Annotated in this window: 18 protein-coding genes and 1 pseudogene; 7 read left to right on the top strand and 12 right to left on the bottom strand. The window is 51.8% G+C overall.

Features of this window, described 5'->3' with window-relative positions:
* The 4 genes from G9Q73_RS19880 to G9Q73_RS18240 form a co-directional block, all read left to right on the top strand.
* On the top strand, positions 1-730 hold a 730-nt coding region (locus G9Q73_RS19880), incomplete at its 5' end, for an NUDIX domain-containing protein (RefSeq protein WP_246345389.1).
* Positions 727-1,416, top strand: a complete 690-nt coding sequence (locus G9Q73_RS18250; protein ID WP_177421047.1) for a histidine phosphatase family protein — start codon at positions 727-729, stop codon at positions 1,414-1,416. The genes G9Q73_RS19880 and G9Q73_RS18250, both read left to right, overlap by 4 nt.
* 27 nt (positions 1,417-1,443) lie before the next feature.
* A complete protein-coding gene (locus G9Q73_RS18245; RefSeq protein ID WP_177421046.1) occupies positions 1,444-2,841 on the top strand; it encodes a metallophosphoesterase family protein in 1,398 nt (465 codons plus the stop codon).
* Positions 2,838-3,116, top strand: coding sequence for an amphi-Trp domain-containing protein (locus G9Q73_RS18240; protein ID WP_177421045.1), 279 nt, complete (start codon positions 2,838-2,840; stop codon positions 3,114-3,116). The genes G9Q73_RS18245 and G9Q73_RS18240 overlap by 4 nt, the downstream gene beginning before the upstream one ends.
* Positions 3,117-3,270: 154 nt before the next feature.
* Here the strand turns inward: G9Q73_RS18240 and glgC are convergent.
* Positions 3,271-4,516 (bottom strand): annotated as a pseudogene (gene glgC, locus G9Q73_RS18235) (glucose-1-phosphate adenylyltransferase).
* A gap of 223 nt (positions 4,517-4,739) precedes the next feature.
* Here glgC and G9Q73_RS18230 point away from each other — a divergent pair.
* Positions 4,740-5,408 (top strand): DUF2459 domain-containing protein, encoded by a 669-nt coding sequence (locus tag G9Q73_RS18230; RefSeq protein ID WP_177421044.1) that lies wholly within the window; start codon positions 4,740-4,742, stop codon positions 5,406-5,408.
* Between the two features lie 93 nt (positions 5,409-5,501).
* Here G9Q73_RS18230 and G9Q73_RS20620 read toward each other — a convergent pair whose 3' ends face one another.
* Positions 5,502-5,687, bottom strand: coding sequence for an SPOR domain-containing protein (locus G9Q73_RS20620; RefSeq protein WP_369408967.1), 186 nt, complete (start codon positions 5,685-5,687; stop codon positions 5,502-5,504).
* On the opposite strand from G9Q73_RS20620, the gene G9Q73_RS18220 reads away from it, so the two are divergent.
* Positions 5,622-5,888, top strand: a complete 267-nt coding sequence (locus G9Q73_RS18220; protein WP_177417914.1) for a hypothetical protein — start codon at positions 5,622-5,624, stop codon at positions 5,886-5,888. The genes G9Q73_RS20620 and G9Q73_RS18220 overlap by 66 nt on opposite strands.
* A gap of 28 nt (positions 5,889-5,916) precedes the next feature.
* Here the strand turns inward: G9Q73_RS18220 and G9Q73_RS20100 are convergent, their stop codons facing one another.
* The 10 genes from G9Q73_RS20100 to G9Q73_RS18170 form a co-directional block, all read right to left on the bottom strand.
* Entirely contained in the window at positions 5,917-6,051 is a 135-nt protein-coding gene (locus tag G9Q73_RS20100; protein ID WP_177421042.1) for a hypothetical protein, read from the bottom strand.
* Positions 6,052-6,202: 151 nt separating this feature from the next.
* Entirely contained in the window at positions 6,203-8,641 is a 2,439-nt protein-coding gene (locus tag G9Q73_RS18210; protein WP_177421041.1) for a spermidine synthase family protein, read from the bottom strand.
* A 14-nt stretch (positions 8,642-8,655) separates the two neighbouring features.
* On the bottom strand, positions 8,656-9,291 hold the full coding sequence (locus tag G9Q73_RS18205; RefSeq protein ID WP_177421528.1) for a protein-L-isoaspartate(D-aspartate) O-methyltransferase: 636 nt from the start codon (positions 9,289-9,291) through the stop codon (positions 8,656-8,658).
* 544 nt (positions 9,292-9,835) lie between these two features.
* Positions 9,836-10,465, bottom strand: coding sequence for an ABC-type transport auxiliary lipoprotein family protein (locus tag G9Q73_RS18200; RefSeq protein ID WP_177421040.1), 630 nt, complete (start codon positions 10,463-10,465; stop codon positions 9,836-9,838).
* Positions 10,458-11,447 carry an MlaD family protein gene (locus tag G9Q73_RS18195; RefSeq protein ID WP_177421039.1) on the bottom strand — a complete coding sequence of 330 codons (990 nt, stop codon included), beginning with the start codon at positions 11,445-11,447 and terminating at the stop codon, positions 10,458-10,460. Before G9Q73_RS18195 ends, G9Q73_RS18200 begins: the two co-directional genes overlap by 8 nt.
* Positions 11,444-12,268 (bottom strand): ABC transporter ATP-binding protein, encoded by an 825-nt coding sequence (locus G9Q73_RS18190; RefSeq protein ID WP_177421038.1) that lies wholly within the window; start codon positions 12,266-12,268, stop codon positions 11,444-11,446. Before G9Q73_RS18190 ends, G9Q73_RS18195 begins: the two co-directional genes overlap by 4 nt.
* A 21-nt stretch (positions 12,269-12,289) precedes the next feature.
* Complete coding sequence (locus G9Q73_RS18185) at positions 12,290-13,084, bottom strand: MlaE family ABC transporter permease (RefSeq protein WP_177421037.1); 795 nt, start codon at positions 13,082-13,084, stop codon at positions 12,290-12,292.
* A gap of 9 nt (positions 13,085-13,093) precedes the next feature.
* Complete coding sequence (locus G9Q73_RS18180) at positions 13,094-13,426, bottom strand: STAS domain-containing protein (protein WP_177421036.1); 333 nt, start codon at positions 13,424-13,426, stop codon at positions 13,094-13,096.
* An 11-nt stretch (positions 13,427-13,437) separates the two neighbouring features.
* On the bottom strand, positions 13,438-13,851 hold the full coding sequence (locus tag G9Q73_RS18175; protein ID WP_246345385.1) for an ATP-binding protein: 414 nt from the start codon (positions 13,849-13,851) through the stop codon (positions 13,438-13,440).
* 7 nt (positions 13,852-13,858) lie between these two features.
* Positions 13,859-15,532 (bottom strand): HDOD domain-containing protein, encoded by a 1,674-nt coding sequence (locus G9Q73_RS18170; RefSeq protein ID WP_246345383.1) that lies wholly within the window; start codon positions 15,530-15,532, stop codon positions 13,859-13,861.
* A gap of 435 nt (positions 15,533-15,967) precedes the next feature.
* Here G9Q73_RS18170 and G9Q73_RS18165 point away from each other — a divergent pair, with 435 nt between their 5' ends.
* Positions 15,968-17,284 (top strand): hypothetical protein, encoded by a 1,317-nt coding sequence (locus G9Q73_RS18165; protein ID WP_177421034.1) that lies wholly within the window; start codon positions 15,968-15,970, stop codon positions 17,282-17,284.
* The last annotated feature ends 213 nt before the right edge of the window (positions 17,285-17,497 follow it).

The following is a 17,497-nucleotide window of genomic DNA, read 5'->3' as shown; positions in this document are numbered from 1 at the left end:
CTACGAGGCAGGCCTCAGCGCCCTGCTGAGCGTACTGCATGAATGCCCAAACCAAGCCCGGCGGGTCATGCTGGTAGGTCATAACCCCGGGTTGGAAATGCTGCTGCTGCACCTCAGCAACAAGCCTATCGATAACCCGGCAGACGGCAAACTGCTACCCACCGCCACGCTGGCCCGTCTGACCATACCGGATGATTGGAGCCAGCTACAAGCAGGCTGCGCCGAAGTCATCTCCATCATACGACCCGGCAGCCTGCAGGAGAAGTTCCCCTACCCCGCACCCCACGGCAATGAATTGCGCGACCGGCCTGCCTACTACTATAGCCAGTCCTCGGTGATTCCCTATCGCATACATAGGGGTGAGCTACAGATACTAGTCATCCTGTCCAGCAAGAAAAAACACTTTGTAGTGCCCAAGGGCATCCAAGAACCTGGCCTCTCACCGCGTGAATCCGCCGCCCAAGAGGCTTGGGAGGAAGCGGGTATAGAAGGTGAAGTTGGCGACACAGCCCTGGGCAGCTACCGTTATCAGAAATGGGGTGCGACCTGCACCGTGAAGGTCTATCCCATGCGCGTAACCCGTGAGATCCCGGAGCATGAGTGGGAAGAGAGCCACCGGGGCCGCCAGTGGGTAACACCGAAACAGGCGGCCAAGCGTCTCAAGCAGGCAGAGCTGGCGCCACTGGTGGAGGCGCTGGCCAAGCAGCTGGGAGCCTTGTCCGAGACATGAGGCGAATCGCCGCACTCATCCGACACGGTGATTATCACCAGCGATCGGCAGCCCCCAGCGCCCACCAACCCTACCCGCTGAACGCGGCTGGCAGAGAACACGCCCAGCAGGCAGCCAAGGAGGTACAGGATACGCTGCTGCAACACAACTGGCAGCTGGCGCCTGTCATCGATAGTTCCCGGATGCTACGCGGCTGGCAGACTGCTCAGATTATCGCTGAGACGCTGGTCAGCCCAGAAGCAACCGTGGATTCCTTCGACGCCCTGGCCGAGCGAGGCATGGGTTGTCTGGCCAACCTCAGCGTGGCCGAGATCGAAAAAATCCTGCAGCAGGATCCACGTTACCCGGAGGCTCCGCCGGACTGGAAATCCAATAGCCACTACTGCCTGCCTCTGCAGGGAGCAGAATCGCTCATGCAGGCGGGTGAACGGGTGGCGAGTCACCTGTGTAAGCGCATGGCGGAACTGTCTGCAAACGATACCGTCGACCGCCTAAAACTATTCGTCGGCCACGGTGCGGCGTTTCGCCACGCCGCCCATCATCTGGGTGTGCTGGCCTTCGATCAGATCGCCGCACTGAGCATGTATCATGGTCGGCCGGTGTTTCTGGAGAACCTGCCGGATGGAAGCTGGCGGCAGATAGCCGGTGAATGGAAGGTACGCGGCGGTGATGCCTATACCGACTGACAAAAAAAGCCATAACAAAAGCCGAACATGAAACAGCGCACCTATCTCAAACATATACCCGATTACCAGGGCCAATGCTGGCTGCAACCAAAGTTACCAGCCCAGGGTGAATCCTGGCTGCTCGGCAAACACCACTCCTTTGCAAAGGAGACCGCCAAGCAAGCCGCACGCATCGAGGTACTGGGCCAACTGATCGAGCAGGCGCCATGGAAATGGCCAAAACGGCCACTCTATTTTATCTGCGATCTGCATGCCGATGCCGATGCCTTCCATGCCTCATTGGTGGCATCCGGGGTAATTAAGAAAACTGGCATGCGAGACACCGACTACAAACTCACCAAAGCGGCCCGCAAGGGCCAAATCGTGATCGGCGGTGACTGTTTTGACAAGGGTCCCAGCGTACTGCGCCTGCTACGCAGCATCCATAGGCTGAAGAAACGAGGCGCACGGATCTCTATACTGGCCGGCAACCACGATATCCGCACACTAATCGGCATGCGTGCAGTGGATGGAAACCACGACCCACGTATCGAACATTTTTTTGTGCGCATGGGTCCCAAGGCCATACCACTGCTTAAGGAGATCGCCGAAGAGTACCTCAATGACTCGAACCGGCTACGCGGGATACCCAAAACACGGGAGTGCAGGCAACGACTGTTTCCCTCGAAAAAATGGTTCGATGAATTCCCCATGCGGGCGGAATGGATGATGCCGGAGGCCAGCATCAACAAAGAACTGCACCGTCTGAAAGAGAAGGTGCTGCAGTTCACTCAGGGGTGTGAAGAGATCGGTCTGTCACTGCGCACCACCTATGCAGCGGCACTCAAGTTCCAGGAGATTTTTCTGCATCCCAAGGGGGAATTTGCCTGGTTCTACCGCAAGCTGCGCCTGGCCCACCGGGAGGGCGCTTTTCTCTTCATCCATGCAGGGTTGAATGATCATATCTGCCGCCTGATCACCGATCAGGGTATTTGTTACCTGAACCGTCAGTTCCGCCACGATGCCTGGAACGACTCCTTTGCCTTCTACTACGGCTCGCTGGCAAACACCCTGCGTACAAAATACCGGCCGGTGGATATGCCATTTACACCCTACGGCGTGGATCTGATGCACCGCAAGGGTATCCACGCCCTCGTACACGGTCACCGCAACCTGCTGCACGGTCAACGAATCATGCTGCGCAAAGGTATGATCAACTTTGAGTGCGACACATCCCTGGATCGTAACACGCGCAGCAAGGAGGGTCTGACGGGACACGGCGCCTCAGTAACCATCTTCCGCCCCGAGGGCCGGGTACTGGGCATCAGCAACGACTATCCCAACATCAAAGTCTTCGAGCCACAGGCCTTGGTGAAAAAAAGACGCAAGGCACGCAAAGCTGCGGGCAAGCGTAATAAGCCTATACGAGGAAAGCGAACCGCATGAGAACCGATGGAAAAAGCTTCAGGCACGAATCACTGCAGGACACAAAAGCCATCCGTGACCTGCTCAAATCCATTAGCCAGGGCCTCAAGGATGGGCACCTCAGCTTCAGCGATGCAGACGGCGAGATCGTGATGGAACCTGAGGGTCTTTTGCAGTTCAAACTGACCGCAACCAAGCGGCAAGGCCGGCACCGGATCAACATGCGTATCAGTTGGCAGGTGGATGAACCGTCGGAAAAGAAGGAAAAATCCCTGTCGGTACGTTCGCGCCGTTAAGCAGTAGCATCCAGGAATATACGTTTTAGTGAAACCTCGTCATCCCGGCGCAAGCTGGGATCCAGAGAATTCAACGACTTGCTGGATTCCGGCGTAACTTCTCAATAGTTCCCTGCATACCCTTGCACGGAGTCGGCTAATGGGCGACCCATTTTTATTGTTTGCCCTTCTTGATCTTCATGCGCCGGGGAATCACAACCACCCCACCTGGACTGACGGTAAAGCGCTTCGCATCTTTCTTGTGGTCCAGCCCCACCACCGTTCCGGGAGGAAGGGTAACATCCTTGTCGACGATGGTACGAAAGAGTCGACTGCCGGCGCCCACCTTAACCCCATCGAAGAGCACGCACTCCTCCACCCTCGCCTCTTCATTGACCCGGACCTGGGGGGAGAGTATCGATCGGATCACCTGTCCTCCCGCCAGGATAACACCACTGCTTATGAGTGAATCCAGGGCAAGTCCCACCCGGCCACCACGCTCGTCACATTTCATATCCGCGAATACAAACTTGGCCGGGGGTGCCGGTTCAGTGTAGGTGTTGATCGGCCACTTCCGATCATAGAGATTGAATATGGGATCCACGTCCACCAGATCCATACTCGCCTCCCAATAAGCATCGATGGTTCCAACATCTCTCCAATAGAGCACCTTCTTCCGATTCTCATCCACAAACCGGTAGCTATAGACAGGAACCTTCCGGATCAGATCCGGCAGGATATCCTTACCAAAGTCATGGCTGCTCTTTGAGTTGCGGTTATCCGCCTTCAGCACCTTCTTCAGCAGACGGGTCTCGAACACATAGATACCCATGGACGCAAGGGCCATACCAGGTTGCCCTGGGACGGGCTTTGGCTGTTCGGGTTTCTCTTCGAAAGAGACGATACACCCCTTCTTGTTGACCTCCATGACACCAAAGGCACTGGCCTGCTCCAGAGGTACGGCGACCGTTCCCACAGTAACTGCCGCCTTATTCTCGATATGGGCCCTGATCATCCGGCTGTAGTTCATCTTAATAGATGTGATCTCCGGAAAGGATAAGAATACGATCCGGATCGGACTGGTCTATAGAATAGACGTTCTGGTAAACCGCATCGGCGGTTCCCTGGTACCAGGAACTGTCGACCCGCTGCTGGGGTGACAGGATCTGGATATGCTCCTCCAGGGTATGAGGAAGAAAGGACCAGCCGTAGCGAATGTGCCGCTCCAGCGAGAGAGACTTGTACTGGGTAAGCACACAGACCCGGCGAATATTGGAATTGAGGCAATTGCTCAGGACAAAGTCTATAAGACGGTAGATACCCCCGAAAGGCACTGCCGGTTTCACCCGGTCCCGAGTCAGTGGATAGAGCCGGGTCCCCACACCGCCGGCCAGCACCATGGCCAGTGTGTTGATATGCATTATACTTACTCTTGGATCCTGAATTTTCGCTGCACCCGGGATATAGAACAGATCAGAAGCCCTTAAAGTATAGAAGCTTTTCAGAGGGGTTATCCGGACGCTTCGAGCTTCGCAAAAAAATCCCGCCATATGGATCGCCCCTCGCCTAGGTGGCCAACATGAATTGGGCTATTGGATAAGCGCCTGCAATGAGCAAAGTCGCGACTGTAATGACACCGCAGGAATGAGCAGGATTCAAATCTGGATCCTGTTCCTCGCTGCCAGCTGCTGCGCCTGTGCAGCACCGGTCAGGGATGCACCCGCGCCGAGTGAAAGCGAGCCGAGCCATACGATTTTTCTGGTGAGCCACGGCTGGCACGCCGGAATTGTGTTGCGGCGCGCCAACATCCCCGACAGCGTCTGGCCAGCACCTGAGGATTTTCCCGATGCACAATATCTAGAGGTGGGCTGGGGAGATAAGGATTACTACCAGACACCGGATTCCCACATGGGAATCATCCTCAAGGCGGGCCTGTTGCCTACCGCCAGTGTCCTGCATATTGTCGGTTTCAATGGCACTGTGCCTGCCTATTTCCCCTTTAGCGAGATCATTAGAATCGAGCTATCCTCTGCCGGTTTTGAGCATCTCTCACGCACTATTGGGGAAAGTTTCGCCAGGGACGAGACAGGTAACGCCATATCACTGGGTCCCGGCCTCTACGGAAACAGCCGCTTCTATCTATCCAAAGAGGTTTACCATTTGTTCAACACCTGCAACGTCTGGACCGCCCGGACGCTGCACGCCTCCGGCCTCCCCATCGCCCCAGCAAGCACCATTACCGTGGAAAGTCTCATGTCCCAAGCGCGAAAGCTTGGAATGGTAGTGCAAGCGGGGCCGGAACCGTCGGAGTGAAGCCAATGCCGTGGGTGAGTACCAATTTCACGACTTGATTCGCGCCTTTAACTCTACAGCGAATAATTCGCCATCAAGCTGTCCCAAAGTCATTCAAAGCGGAAAGAGTCCACCGGTCTCAGGGATCTGGCGAATCCAGGGCTTGTAAGCAGCGAGGTCTGCGGGTAACTGCCTGGTGGCTGCCTTCGCTTGTTCCAGGGTTTCATAGTTTCCATGGAACAAGACGTACCATTTTTGTCCCTGGTGCTCGGTGTGGTAGATAGCGCTGTCGGCCTCGATACCTTGCTGCCTAACGAATCGCGCCAGGGATTCCCGCTTGTGAACCCCAACCACCTGCAGGGTATCAAGCCCACCATCGCCAAAATCATGGGACAGGGTGGCTCAAAGGCTGTTGTCGTCCACAACCTTCGCATTCTGGATGTCGAGGAGATAAAAAGCGTTCCATATGTTCCACTATCCATCCCTTCGTCGAACGACTGATCAACCTAACCTCTACTTTTAAAATCAACTAAAAAAGGGGGATTACCCGACAGCTGGCATCCGAGAGGCGGCGCTCCTTCACCAGGTAGAGAAAATAGGCCTGGATTTCCTCCAGACTGATCTGGTCCAGGGGACGATGATAGTACTTGGCCAGATCGGCCACGGCTGGATGGCGCTTTGTCGCGGGTTATATCAGCTGCAAACAGTCGTGTAAGTAACGATTCACCATGGACACAACCTCTATTGGAACCGTTATTGCCGATTCAAAAGCCGTCTCCAGATGGCATCCAGCAGACATTTAACCTTTCTCGGGATTACGTGGGATATTGGTGGGTCTGCCCCCAAGGAACGATATGCAACTCCAGCAATGCCGCCAGGCTATAGAGCAATACGGCAAGCAAAATCACCCAGGTAAAGCCCAGATGGATCGCCAGCAAGGTTGCCAGAATAGCACTTATTAGAGAGGCGCAGCCATTGACACCCCATGCCCAGGGCACCAGATGAGGGGCATATCCGGCAACATGAGCCAATCCCAGCGGGAATGGCATCCCCATGCAGAATGCCAAGGGTGCTATCAGTATTAGGGTTATCACCACTTTTGCCACATCCGGCAGGGCTGCCAACCAGGTAAACAGGAGTGGCAGCAGCCACAGGTAGCCCAAGACGATTACCCCGAGAGTCAGGATAACTGGCGGAAGCGGCCTGTTTCGTCCCTGCTCGAGCAGGTGCCCTGCATACTGGCTGCCAATGCCTGAAAAGATCAGAAAACCACAAAGAACAACGGCAACAGCGGAAATAGGGTTTGCGAGAAAGAGCGTAAATTTCTGAATAAAGGCGATCTCAATAAACAGGAAGGCGAGGCCGATAGCCGTAAAATAGGTCACTACCTTCCATGGATAGTTCTTCTCTATTTTTCTCTTCTCTCTCTTCAGAAACCAGAGCGGCAACAGTATCAAAACGAGACTGGCGAAAAGCGCCTGCAACAGAGTAAGAATAAGCACCGGATAGCCAAGATCCAGTAAGGTTACCCCACCTTGTCTGTACAGCGGCAGGATCTCTGGGAGAGTCGACCATTTGAAGAAATGAAAAAAATAGGGCCGATCATCTGTGGCTGGACGGATATCGAATTTATAGTCGGAAATAAAACGTGCCGGTTCATCCCCAAGCAGTGCTGTGACGCCTTGATAGTAGTATGGTTCCCGCAAAATATTATAAGTGTTGATCTGCTCCGGAGTGATACCTGGATAGAAAACCAGATCAAATGACCGGGCATCACAAAATGAGATCAACTGACGAATCTCCTGTTCAGTAAACGGGCCGTTTTTGATCACCAGTACCGAGGTATTCCATCCCCTGATCATAACCAACTGATCACCGGGGTTTGAAACACCGGACAGACGCAGTACTTCAACAGCTGTGGCAAAGAGTTTCAATCCACCCTTGGGTGGCAGTTTGACCCAACGGGTAATCGAAAGCAGGCCACCCTCCCGCAAGTGATCCAGATACGCCTTTATCCCCTCCCGGGTATAGAGATAGCTTTCATTGAGCGCATAGAGGCCAGCTGATGAGGCGGCAGCAGAATCCAGCAGTGAGAGTTGAATGAGGTCGTACTGCTCCCGGCTGCTGGCAACGAATCCCCGTGCATCTGAGATATGGATCCGGGTTTTCTCCTGCAACAAAGACCATCCGGAGAAGCCGCCATAGGCGTGTTGAAACAGGCTGGCAATTTGCGGATTCACCTCCACGGCATCTATTTCATCAGCGCCAAAGAATTCAGCCTGCAATATGTCACTGCCACCCCCCATACCTATGATCAGAACCTTTCCTATCTCTCTGAGATGATAAGGCAGGGCCGAACCCAGGTAATCGAGATAAACCAGTGACTCTCTGTTACCGTCGTAGCGAGTGATGGCACCGGGGCCATCACCATCGACAAACAGGCCGATCTGGGGAGGTGGCTCCACGGTACTGTTCAGGCTCATTCCGGGAGCCAGGCGCAGGGGGATTTTCCGGCTTTCCAGCAGTGTCACCAGACCGAGCGGACTGCTGTGTTCCTCCTTTACCGTTGTGCCGCTGATACGCAGTGTCTGATTAAGGGCTTTGTATTCAGACATCTTCGGAACTATCCACTGCTCCGGCAGCAGCAGGAGAGCCAGCAGAATGAGCACCACCCGCTTGCGCTGCACTATGCGGCTCTCAAACGCAGCGACTACAGATGCCAGCAGGCCTGCAACAGCTATCAGTTGCAGAACACCGGACGGTTTCAGCAGATAGAGCGCAATGATCACACCCAGCGCACCCAGCCCGGCACCTGTGAGGTCGAACGCATAAATCTTTGGAATCTGCTGATTAAACTTGATAAAACTGAGGCAAATCGCATTAGCGGCAAAGAAAAAGGGAATAATCAGTAGCAGATAGTTCAGCAACAGGAATAGCCACTGATCAGGATCCCAGACTATCTCCAGAATGTTAAAGGGGATCTGTTGGGCCAGCATATAGCAACCTATACTGCTGAGTCCGAAAAGGGTGGTATTGGCAACGAATGCCTCCGCGAATCGGGGGATCAACCACTGCCGCGTGAGAAAAAGGAAAGTGCCACTAACACCATAGCCCAGCAACGCCAGGCTGATCACCATGTAGGCAAAGTGATGCCACTGAATAATCGAGAAGAGCCGCATCAGCAGCACTTCATAGGCCAGCGCGGCAGCTGAGATAATGAGGATTGAAAAATAGGGTGGCCTTGGGTGCAACATGGAACCCTGAATTGTCAGTGATCCCCCGTCAGTGGCACGAAACGCACCGGCAAGATCTGGTGAGTGATGATTTTTCCCTGTTCCGTCTTCTCAATCAGCACCAGTTGCTGAACCATAAAATGGCCGCCCACCGGGATCACCATGCGCCCGCCGGGTTTCAGTTGTTTGATCAGTGGAGGTGGAATATGACTGGAAGCGGCGGTAACCAGAATAGCGTCGAAGGGAGCATGCTCCTCCCAGCCATAGTATCCGTCTCCCACCCGTGACGTTATATTGTCATAACCCAGTCGGCGAAAGCGGTCTGCCGCTTGCTCGCCAAGCTCCTCGATGATCTCTATGGTATAGACCTTGTCAATCAATTCGGCGAGTACTGCAGCCTGATAACCGGAACCCGTACCTATCTCAAGTACCTTCTGCTCCGGACCCGGATGCATGAGGTCGGTCATCAAGGCGACGATATAAGGCTGAGAGATCGTCTGTCCCTGCCCGATCGGTAATGGACGGTCTTCATAGGCTGACGATTTTACCGCTTCCGGCACAAACTCATGACGAGGGACAGTGCCCATTGCTTCCATCACACGCGGGTCCAACGCCTCTTTATCTATATAATCAGCAGTTCTTAAAACAGATGCCTCAATAACCTCCACCATAGCCTGTCGCAGGGTGGGATAGCCCTTTTCTCCGGAATCGACAACACCCGAGCAGGTGATTAGCAGGATACTCATCATCCACAAACGGGCAGATCTCTTTCCTGTAAGCATTTCCCACCACGCCTTGGTAGAGAATAGGGTTACACATAAATTATAGTCGTTATATTTTTTTTGGGAGTACGGAGGATGCAAAACTGCGCAAAGATCATAGGGGATTCATCATTTAAAGGCTGTCGTCGCCCAACCAGATGTGCCACGCTTTCCTAGGCGCGTTAACGACTAATAATGAACGGAGGCAGGTGGATGAACCGTCGGAAAATAAGGAAAAATTCCTGTCGGTACGTTCGCGCCGTTAAGTAATTTTCAACCCAGCATCATAATAGGCCGCATCAGGCAGCGCACTGAATACTCGGTACAAAACCAAAGGCCAATTGACACTGCTGTAAAGTAACTCAACAGCTACTTTGCTACTCTCCACAGTGCGCGAATCGGTCTCTCAGTACTGTGGACGGATTAGGTTAGAGATAGGAACAAGTTGAATATTTCAATTTTCGCCAGGCTTGGAAATGCCATTTATCAGATCCACCACAACCCTGGAATAAATTTTTGATAATACCTCATTCATGGCACGAACTGAGGCGAGCACAGAGGCATTATCAAGCTGGTTTATTTCTGAATAGTCATGGCTGAACAGTGGCCGCCTATCACCATCAGAGATTATCTCCATCCGAAGTGTCACGCGCACCTCCACCCCACCATTTTTAAGCAACATACGTTCGAACTTTTTTAATTCAACACGCAAATGGTAGTCACCAGATGTAGACCTCATGTCGGATGCTACATGCTGGGCGAGATTAACATTCCTAAGGTAGGTGACAAATTGCTCACGGATCAGAGAAGCTGGCGAGTCTGTCCAGTGATGATAGTGGTGCTGCATCAGTGCTTCTGGAGAGACTTCATAGCTATACAATAATGCCCGCTCACTTAATATGCCAGATGCCTTAATCCGATCCACGATTAGCGAACCAAATATCTGTGGCTCATCAAATTGATGTTGTGGCTTCGATTCTACAAGACGGTAAAAGTTGTTTTCTGGCACTGGTTTTGTAGAAGCACATCCAGCAGCAATGAGGGCAATGATGCAGCACCCCCAAGTTAGAAGTAACCTATTCATTGCTTGATCCAACCTCACGCGGTGGTTTACTCCCCAGAAGCAGTCCCGGGTTATCTCGTATTTCACGACTGAATTCATTCATGTGACGGGAGGAAGCCTCAAGGTTGTGTAATATCGTTTCGGTATAATCTGCGACAGTTTCCAGCGAAGCTTTAAGAGCAAGCACAGATTTTCGAAGGTCGACTCGGTTTTCCGAAACAGAACCCTGAGTCTCTTCCATCAATGAATCCACCGACTTAATTGTTCCACTGGACTGTTCAAGCAAGACATCCACTGCTTTCCTGGTTTGTAATAGTCCTTGGGAAAGTTCCAGAAGATTGGCTGACATCTCTTCGCCATTCTCAACCGCCCTGGTTACCTTCATCTCTACATTTTCATTCAAAATTCGAGGAATACGATCGGCCCCTGTCTGAAGTGTCTCAACCAGCCGACTAAGATCATCAAATATCTGCGGAAGATTACTGTCGACCTGATCACCCATCGCAGATACAAGGGAATTAATATTATCAAGCAGGGGTTTCACACTGCCAGAGATCAAGCCACTTGTCTCACTTGCCACACTATTGATGGCCTTGAATACATCGACCTCCTGGAGCCCCTGTAATTCGGAACCGGTAGTCAAGTATTGGTTGCTATCACCCTCCTCAATATTGATTACGGTTTCAGCCAACAGCCCTTCGGAGTATATTCTGGCGACACTATTTGTCGGGATTTTCCAGCCATCTCGAATCATAATGGTGACACGATAGTGAGTCTTGCCTTCCTGTTTATAGGGCTCGATTTTAGAAACCGACCCAAGTTTATAGCCTTGGTAAGTGACCGGAGTACCTTCATTCAACCCACCAACGTCAAGATAGTTAGTATAATAATGGTCGTTCTCCCCCACTCCTCCCGTCAATCGATAAAGTGCATAGAGCATTAGCGTAAACCCAACCAATACAACAGAGCCCACCATCAGGTAGTTCACGTTATCCCGTTTCATAATCCAGCCAGATCATCCGTTAGTCTTTGTAAATACTCATCCGGGTTGACGATGACATCTTCTGATTTGCGATTCAGCAGATTCTGCACCCGTTTATTATCACTGCTTTTCACCTCATCCACGGTGCCGAGAATGAGTACTTTTCCTTTATCCAATACCAGTATTCTGTCAGCAATACGAAATGCACTGTCCAATTCATGGGTTACGACGACAATAGTAACCTTCATGGCATCACGTAACCGCAGTATCAACTCGTCAAGATCCGCTGAGACCACGGGGTCGAGTCCAGCCGACGGTTCATCGAAAAACAGTAAGCTCGGGTCCATAACAATCGCGCGGGCCAGTGCCGCTCGTTTGACCATGCCTCCAGAAAGCTGTGAAGGCATTAACTTTTCAAACCCGGCCAGATTAACCACCTCCAGTTTCATGCGTGCCATTATCCTGATGGTATTCTCATCCAACCGGGTATGTTCACGCAGAGGAAAAGCAACGTTTTCTTCCACGTTCAAAGAGTTAAAAAGTGCACCATTCTGAAACGAAACCCCCATGCGCTGACGTATGGCATGCAGTTGCGGGGCAGAGAGCTTGTTCGGGTCTTTTCCAAACAAACGAATAGCGCCTGCAGCGGGTTTGTTCAATGCCAGCATATGGCGGAGTAGAGTTGATTTTCCTGAGCCGCTTCCCCCCATGATGACCATTATTTCACCGGCCAGAACCTGAAGGTTTACCTGATCAAGTATTTTACGTGTACCGTAATAGGTCACAAGATCCTGAACATCGATGACTAACTCATCTTTGGTGGATTCAGATTCCACTACCATGCTTTTTACTCATTTCTTTATTCATCTACTGAGGAAATAGGTAAAGATCATATCTACCATTACAATCATTGCAATTGACATCACAACCGACCGCGTCGTAGCTTTTCCCAAACCCTCTGCACCACCACTGACAGAAAAGCCATTGCTGCATGCCACCAGTGCGATCAACACACCAAATATCAGACTTTTATACAACCCCTGCATCACATCATAGACGACCAAAACATCAAAGCAGCGATCAATAAATGTCCCTAAACTGAGTTTCAGCACGAAGCCGGTATAGAGCCCTCCGCCAATCAGTGCAGCAGAGTCCGCCATGATGGTGAGTATCGGCATCATCACTAACATGGAAAAAATGATCGGTGCGACCAGATGTCGGACCGGTTCAATTCCCATCACCCGCAGTGCATCAACTTCCTGTGACATCTGCATGGAGCCGATCCTGGCTGCAATGGCAGAACCAGAACGTCCAGCAACCACAATCGCCGTAATCAACACTCCAAATTCCCGCGTTACTGAATATGCAATTCCTGGAACGACTTGAGATTCTGCATTAAACTCCTGCAAAGTTACTATGCCCTGTATCGCCATCATTATCCCATTGGAGAAAGAGAGCAGAATAACTACCGGGATCGCCAGGACACCAATTTTCATCATCTCTGAAAATATATAATGCAACCGCACCGGTTGCTTGACGAAGGGCCCGACAAGCAGCCAATAGAAGCTCTCAACCAGAAGCGAAAAGTGGTAACCAACCTCTTCAATCGCATCAATGGTTTTTTCCCCAATCCTCTCTATAAATTTTCGGGTATTCATTTAAGGATTTTACGATCCACCCTGAAGTAGCGTCTCAATTGAAGTATAGATGGGAAATACCTGATCAAGCCGGGCCAATTTCAAGACATTCAAAGCATTGTCACTGACACCCACCAAAGCAAAATTGAGATTTTTGCTACGGGAGACTTGATAGCCCTCCACCAGGCTGGCCACGCCTGAACTGTCGATATAGCTGACCCCGGAGAGGTCAACCAGCAAATGGCGTTGCTTTTGCAAGCAATCCAGTATCACTCTTCGAGCTTCTGGTGAGCAGCTCAGATCAACTTCCCCCTCCAGGTACACCACCAAATAGTCGTTTTTTTCTTCTATTAAATAAGTCATTCTCTTTACCGCTAGAAATATTTGACCATCTCCAGGGTGTTACCCATGGTTTCAGCTTCGATAAACGCCACCTTATCCATAACCTCCTGAATAAAATGCAGTCCCAATCCGCCTGGCCTGATTTGATCCCACTCTCTGGGCTTGAATTTTGAAGTATCCACCTGATTGGCATCATCGCTCAACTGGAATATCAGCGCCTCATCAGTTTTCAGGATTATAAGATGGATCTCTCTGTCCGATTCAAAATGATAGGCATGTTTGATTATATTTGAACACGCCTCATCCACCGCAAGTACTAGTTCCTGTTGCTCTTTGCTGGAAAAACCGGTGGATGCAACTACCTCCTTTACCCGCTGACGTAACACCTTCAACTGGTTTGGCTCAGAAAGCACTCGGATATCCACCACTGTTTCGGAAGCGTCCATTACAGCATTAACCCTTCAGCAGAAGGATAGTCATGTCATCGTCCACCCTGCCTCCTCTGGAGCGGACATCTGTAACAATATGCAGCAAGCGCATTGCAGGTGGTATATCTGAATAGAGGGAAAAGAGCTGAAGTAACCCCTCTCGTTCCAGCCTCTGTTCTCCATTGACCTTCGCCTCCAATAATCCATCTGTATAGAGGTAAAGATGCATGTTGGAAGTCAAGCGTAACTCATCGAGTGGAAATATGGCCTCTGGAATGACACCCAGAGGAGGCGCCATCGCGGGGTATTCAGAATCAAACGTACCCCCCCGCATCAGAATAGCAGGAAGATGGCCGGCATTCGCGATTTTTACCACTCGGGACTCAGGATCAAAAACCCCGGCCAGCATGGTGACAAACATACCGTGAATGGAAGTCTCGAGAATCTCCCTGTTAAGCATGGCCAGTAACTTTGAAGGGTCATGAATACTCTTACCCAAACAGTGAAACAGGCTGCTTGCTTTTGCCATAAGCAGTGCTGCATTCATTCCTTTTCCAGAGACATCTGCTATACAAAAAGCCACCTTTCCATTGCGAAGTTTATAAAAGTCATAGAAATCCCCTGAAACTACTTTTGCAGAGACATTGAGGCCAGCAACTCCCTCCAAATTATCCGATTCACCTGGCAGCAGGCTGCGCTGAACTTCCCTGGCCAAATCGAGCTCCTTGTTCAGTTCAGAAGCAATCTTGTCCCGTTCCTTCAGCGTGTGTTCCAGGTGCCAATTCATCTGTTGGAAACTCAGGTTCTCCTCAACCAGGTGCAAATTTGCTTCCCCGATCAAATCCTCAAAATCAACCTGCTCGCCTAGATCAAATCTAAAAGCACTGGCAGCTTTATTCATACTCACAGCTACCTGCGCCATGAGGTCATTGCTCTGTTCTGAAGAGATCCCGTAGTAATCCAACAGGAGTGATCGGCTCTGTTTTATTGCCTCTCTCCTGTTATCAGATGTGAATACAGCAGACATCCAGTCCGCACACTGGGCCAGTTTACAGAGTTCCACCGATGACTTATCAATTTCAGCTGGAGTTCCCCGGTGATGGTAGCCCATTGCAATCGTGAACTCTTCAGGCAATAACCAGGCTTGAGCAAGCTGGAGGCCCACTCGATCATGGGTGGTGTTAAACAGCTGTTGTTCCAAGTCATATCGACTATCGGGGGTTAACTCGGACAAACGACTCCATTCATTCGTTACCTTCGGGTTCAGATAAAACATAACAAGCAACCCAAAATCCTGCAGCAATCCAACGGTAAATCCTGCCTCTTTGTCATGAGCCGTTTCTGCTGCCAAAATACGGGCGCATACCCCACGCCGCAGTGCCGCCTCCCAGAACTCAGCCACAGGAAATGCAGGTAATTGATCAGATTTCAGCGTCGCCTTCAAGGCAATGCACAGGGCAACATTTCTGAGCACTCTATGTCCAATGAGCGTCACAGCCCTGGCAATAGAGGTCACTTCCCCTGAAAAGCCAAAATATGCAGTATTCGAAATGCGTAGAAGTTCTGCTGAAAGCGAAGGAACCTGAGTAATCAGTTCACTAATGCGTGTTGCATCCATCTCGTTCCGGGCGCAGGCATGGACGACAGCCAGTACACCCTGAGGTGGCATGGGGAGTTCCGTTATGTCTAAATCATCCAAGGATATCAGATCCAATACAGAACCCTTTCAATTTGTCAGAACATTAGTTCCCAGGAAACGATTTCAACCTGCACCCGCATATGGCAACTAGAACTATTCCAGTCAATTGTATGCCTCATTCGAGGCAATACACAAAGGCATTGTGACACGTTCAACAGATGATAAGATGTTGGTGTCTCAATACGACTGGTTTTTTTGACCATACGGGCATGCCCGTTACATTCTGCACTACGATGCACAACTGTGCTGGACAGACCCCAGCAGAAGTCCGGCAAGAAAAAGCTGGGAACAAGATCTCGTAGCAATAGCATTACCGTGGCCCGTTATAACTCTCGACTGCCGTTTGAGAAACCATTCGCCAGGGACAGGACTGAGGCCGTCTAACATATCGTTTTCAGGTAATAATCTGGAATTTGCTATCCACACGGAGCTTGCATGAAAGATAGGGAGGCGTCCCACCCTGAGTGGGAGATCGACCAAAGCGCTCTCCCGACGTGGGAGGACGTCCAGCGCGAAGGCCTGAAAGGCCATGCCGACACACATATTGAGCTTGTCCGCGATGGCAACTCTGTTCTCCCTGTTGTCTTCCTGCAGCGCCCACTGGATTTCTCGGCTCCCATCGACGAGTCAACCCCATGCACCGTGGTTGTAGACATCGTCTCGGTACTAAACCTGACAGAAATCTTCGGCTGCGTCGTCCCCGTGCTCTGGGACGACGAAGAGGCGCGTTGGGAAACGATCTTCCTGGGTCTGTTCCCGATCAACAAACACGGGGCGATCGATCCGGCATCGCGCACGCAAGCAGAGCAGTCACGCGAGATCCTATGTAGCTTTGGCGAGAAGAGCCGTACCTGCGGGCTCGTCGTATTCGACGGGAATGGGTACGTGATTCTCGCCCGGCGCGTACCAATAGGGCGGGAGCAGCGCGAACGCATTTCCGAGATCAACGAAGTTGTCTCTTTCCTGAGCGACTACAACCTTGCGCACGATGGTCCGAGGCTTCGAGCGGCCGAGGACACCTATCGGGAGATCTTCTGCTACGCGATCAAGTTTCCAATTCCGAGCATCATTCCGTCTAACCGATCACTGTTGTTCAGCGGGGCAAGGATTCGTGCGCTGTGCGTCGACAATGACCGCCTGATCGACCGAAAGAGCCCTGCCTCCCTCAAGGAGACCGAGTCTCGTCACGACCTCTTCATATCCTACTGCCATCTCGATACCGACGCTGCGCATCGCATTGCATCCTGGATCAGGCAGCTCTGGCCGGACACGAGGCTCTCTATCTCGGATCCAGACGACGTTCAGCGCGCGGAGAAGGATGCGAACTACTTTTTCAAGGATGCGCGTCATTCGAAAGCACTGCTCTACATCGCAACACCCAACAGTATCGGCCGACCCGTCGTCAGCCAGGAGATCGGAACCAATGCGCATAAACCCATCGTCACGGTTGTCCTAGACGATCATACGGCGGAGCGTCTCGCTGAATATCTCGCCACAAACCCGTTTCTAAGCCTTGATCGAGAATGGACGGTGGTACTCGATAGGGTGGAGAGCTGGCGACAGTGCGCGCGGCTTCTGGCGCAGGCCATGGAGAAGAATCCAACGGCGTGGATCACTCCTCCCAAGGTCACTGTACCGTCCGAGGACATCAAGGGCCGCAAGGCCGCCCAGCAAGCCTACGACATGGACGACTGGGAGCGCACCAAGTCGCGACGGAACGAGCAGACCGAGGAGAAGCCGAGCACATCGTAGACGACTTCCCTGAGCTTGCAGCTCGAGCAGGACAGGATCTTGGCGCCTGCCCTGCAAACGCCAAGCCCGCGCTCCAAGCTCATCCTGCTTCTGGAAACTCTGAGCGAACCCCAGCTCTGGCTTCAAATCCAGACACGGGTACCCGGCGTAGTCGATGACGAACTGATCAACCACCTGAAGAAGAAGCTCACGTTAAGAGCAATACGTAACTGA

The organism is endosymbiont of Lamellibrachia barhami, from assembly GCF_011947365.2.
Taxonomy (GTDB): Bacteria; Pseudomonadota; Gammaproteobacteria; order Chromatiales; family Chromatiaceae; genus QGON01.
The sequence above is the reverse complement of the archived record's forward strand: the minus strand, read 5'-3'. Positions and strand labels throughout refer to the sequence as shown.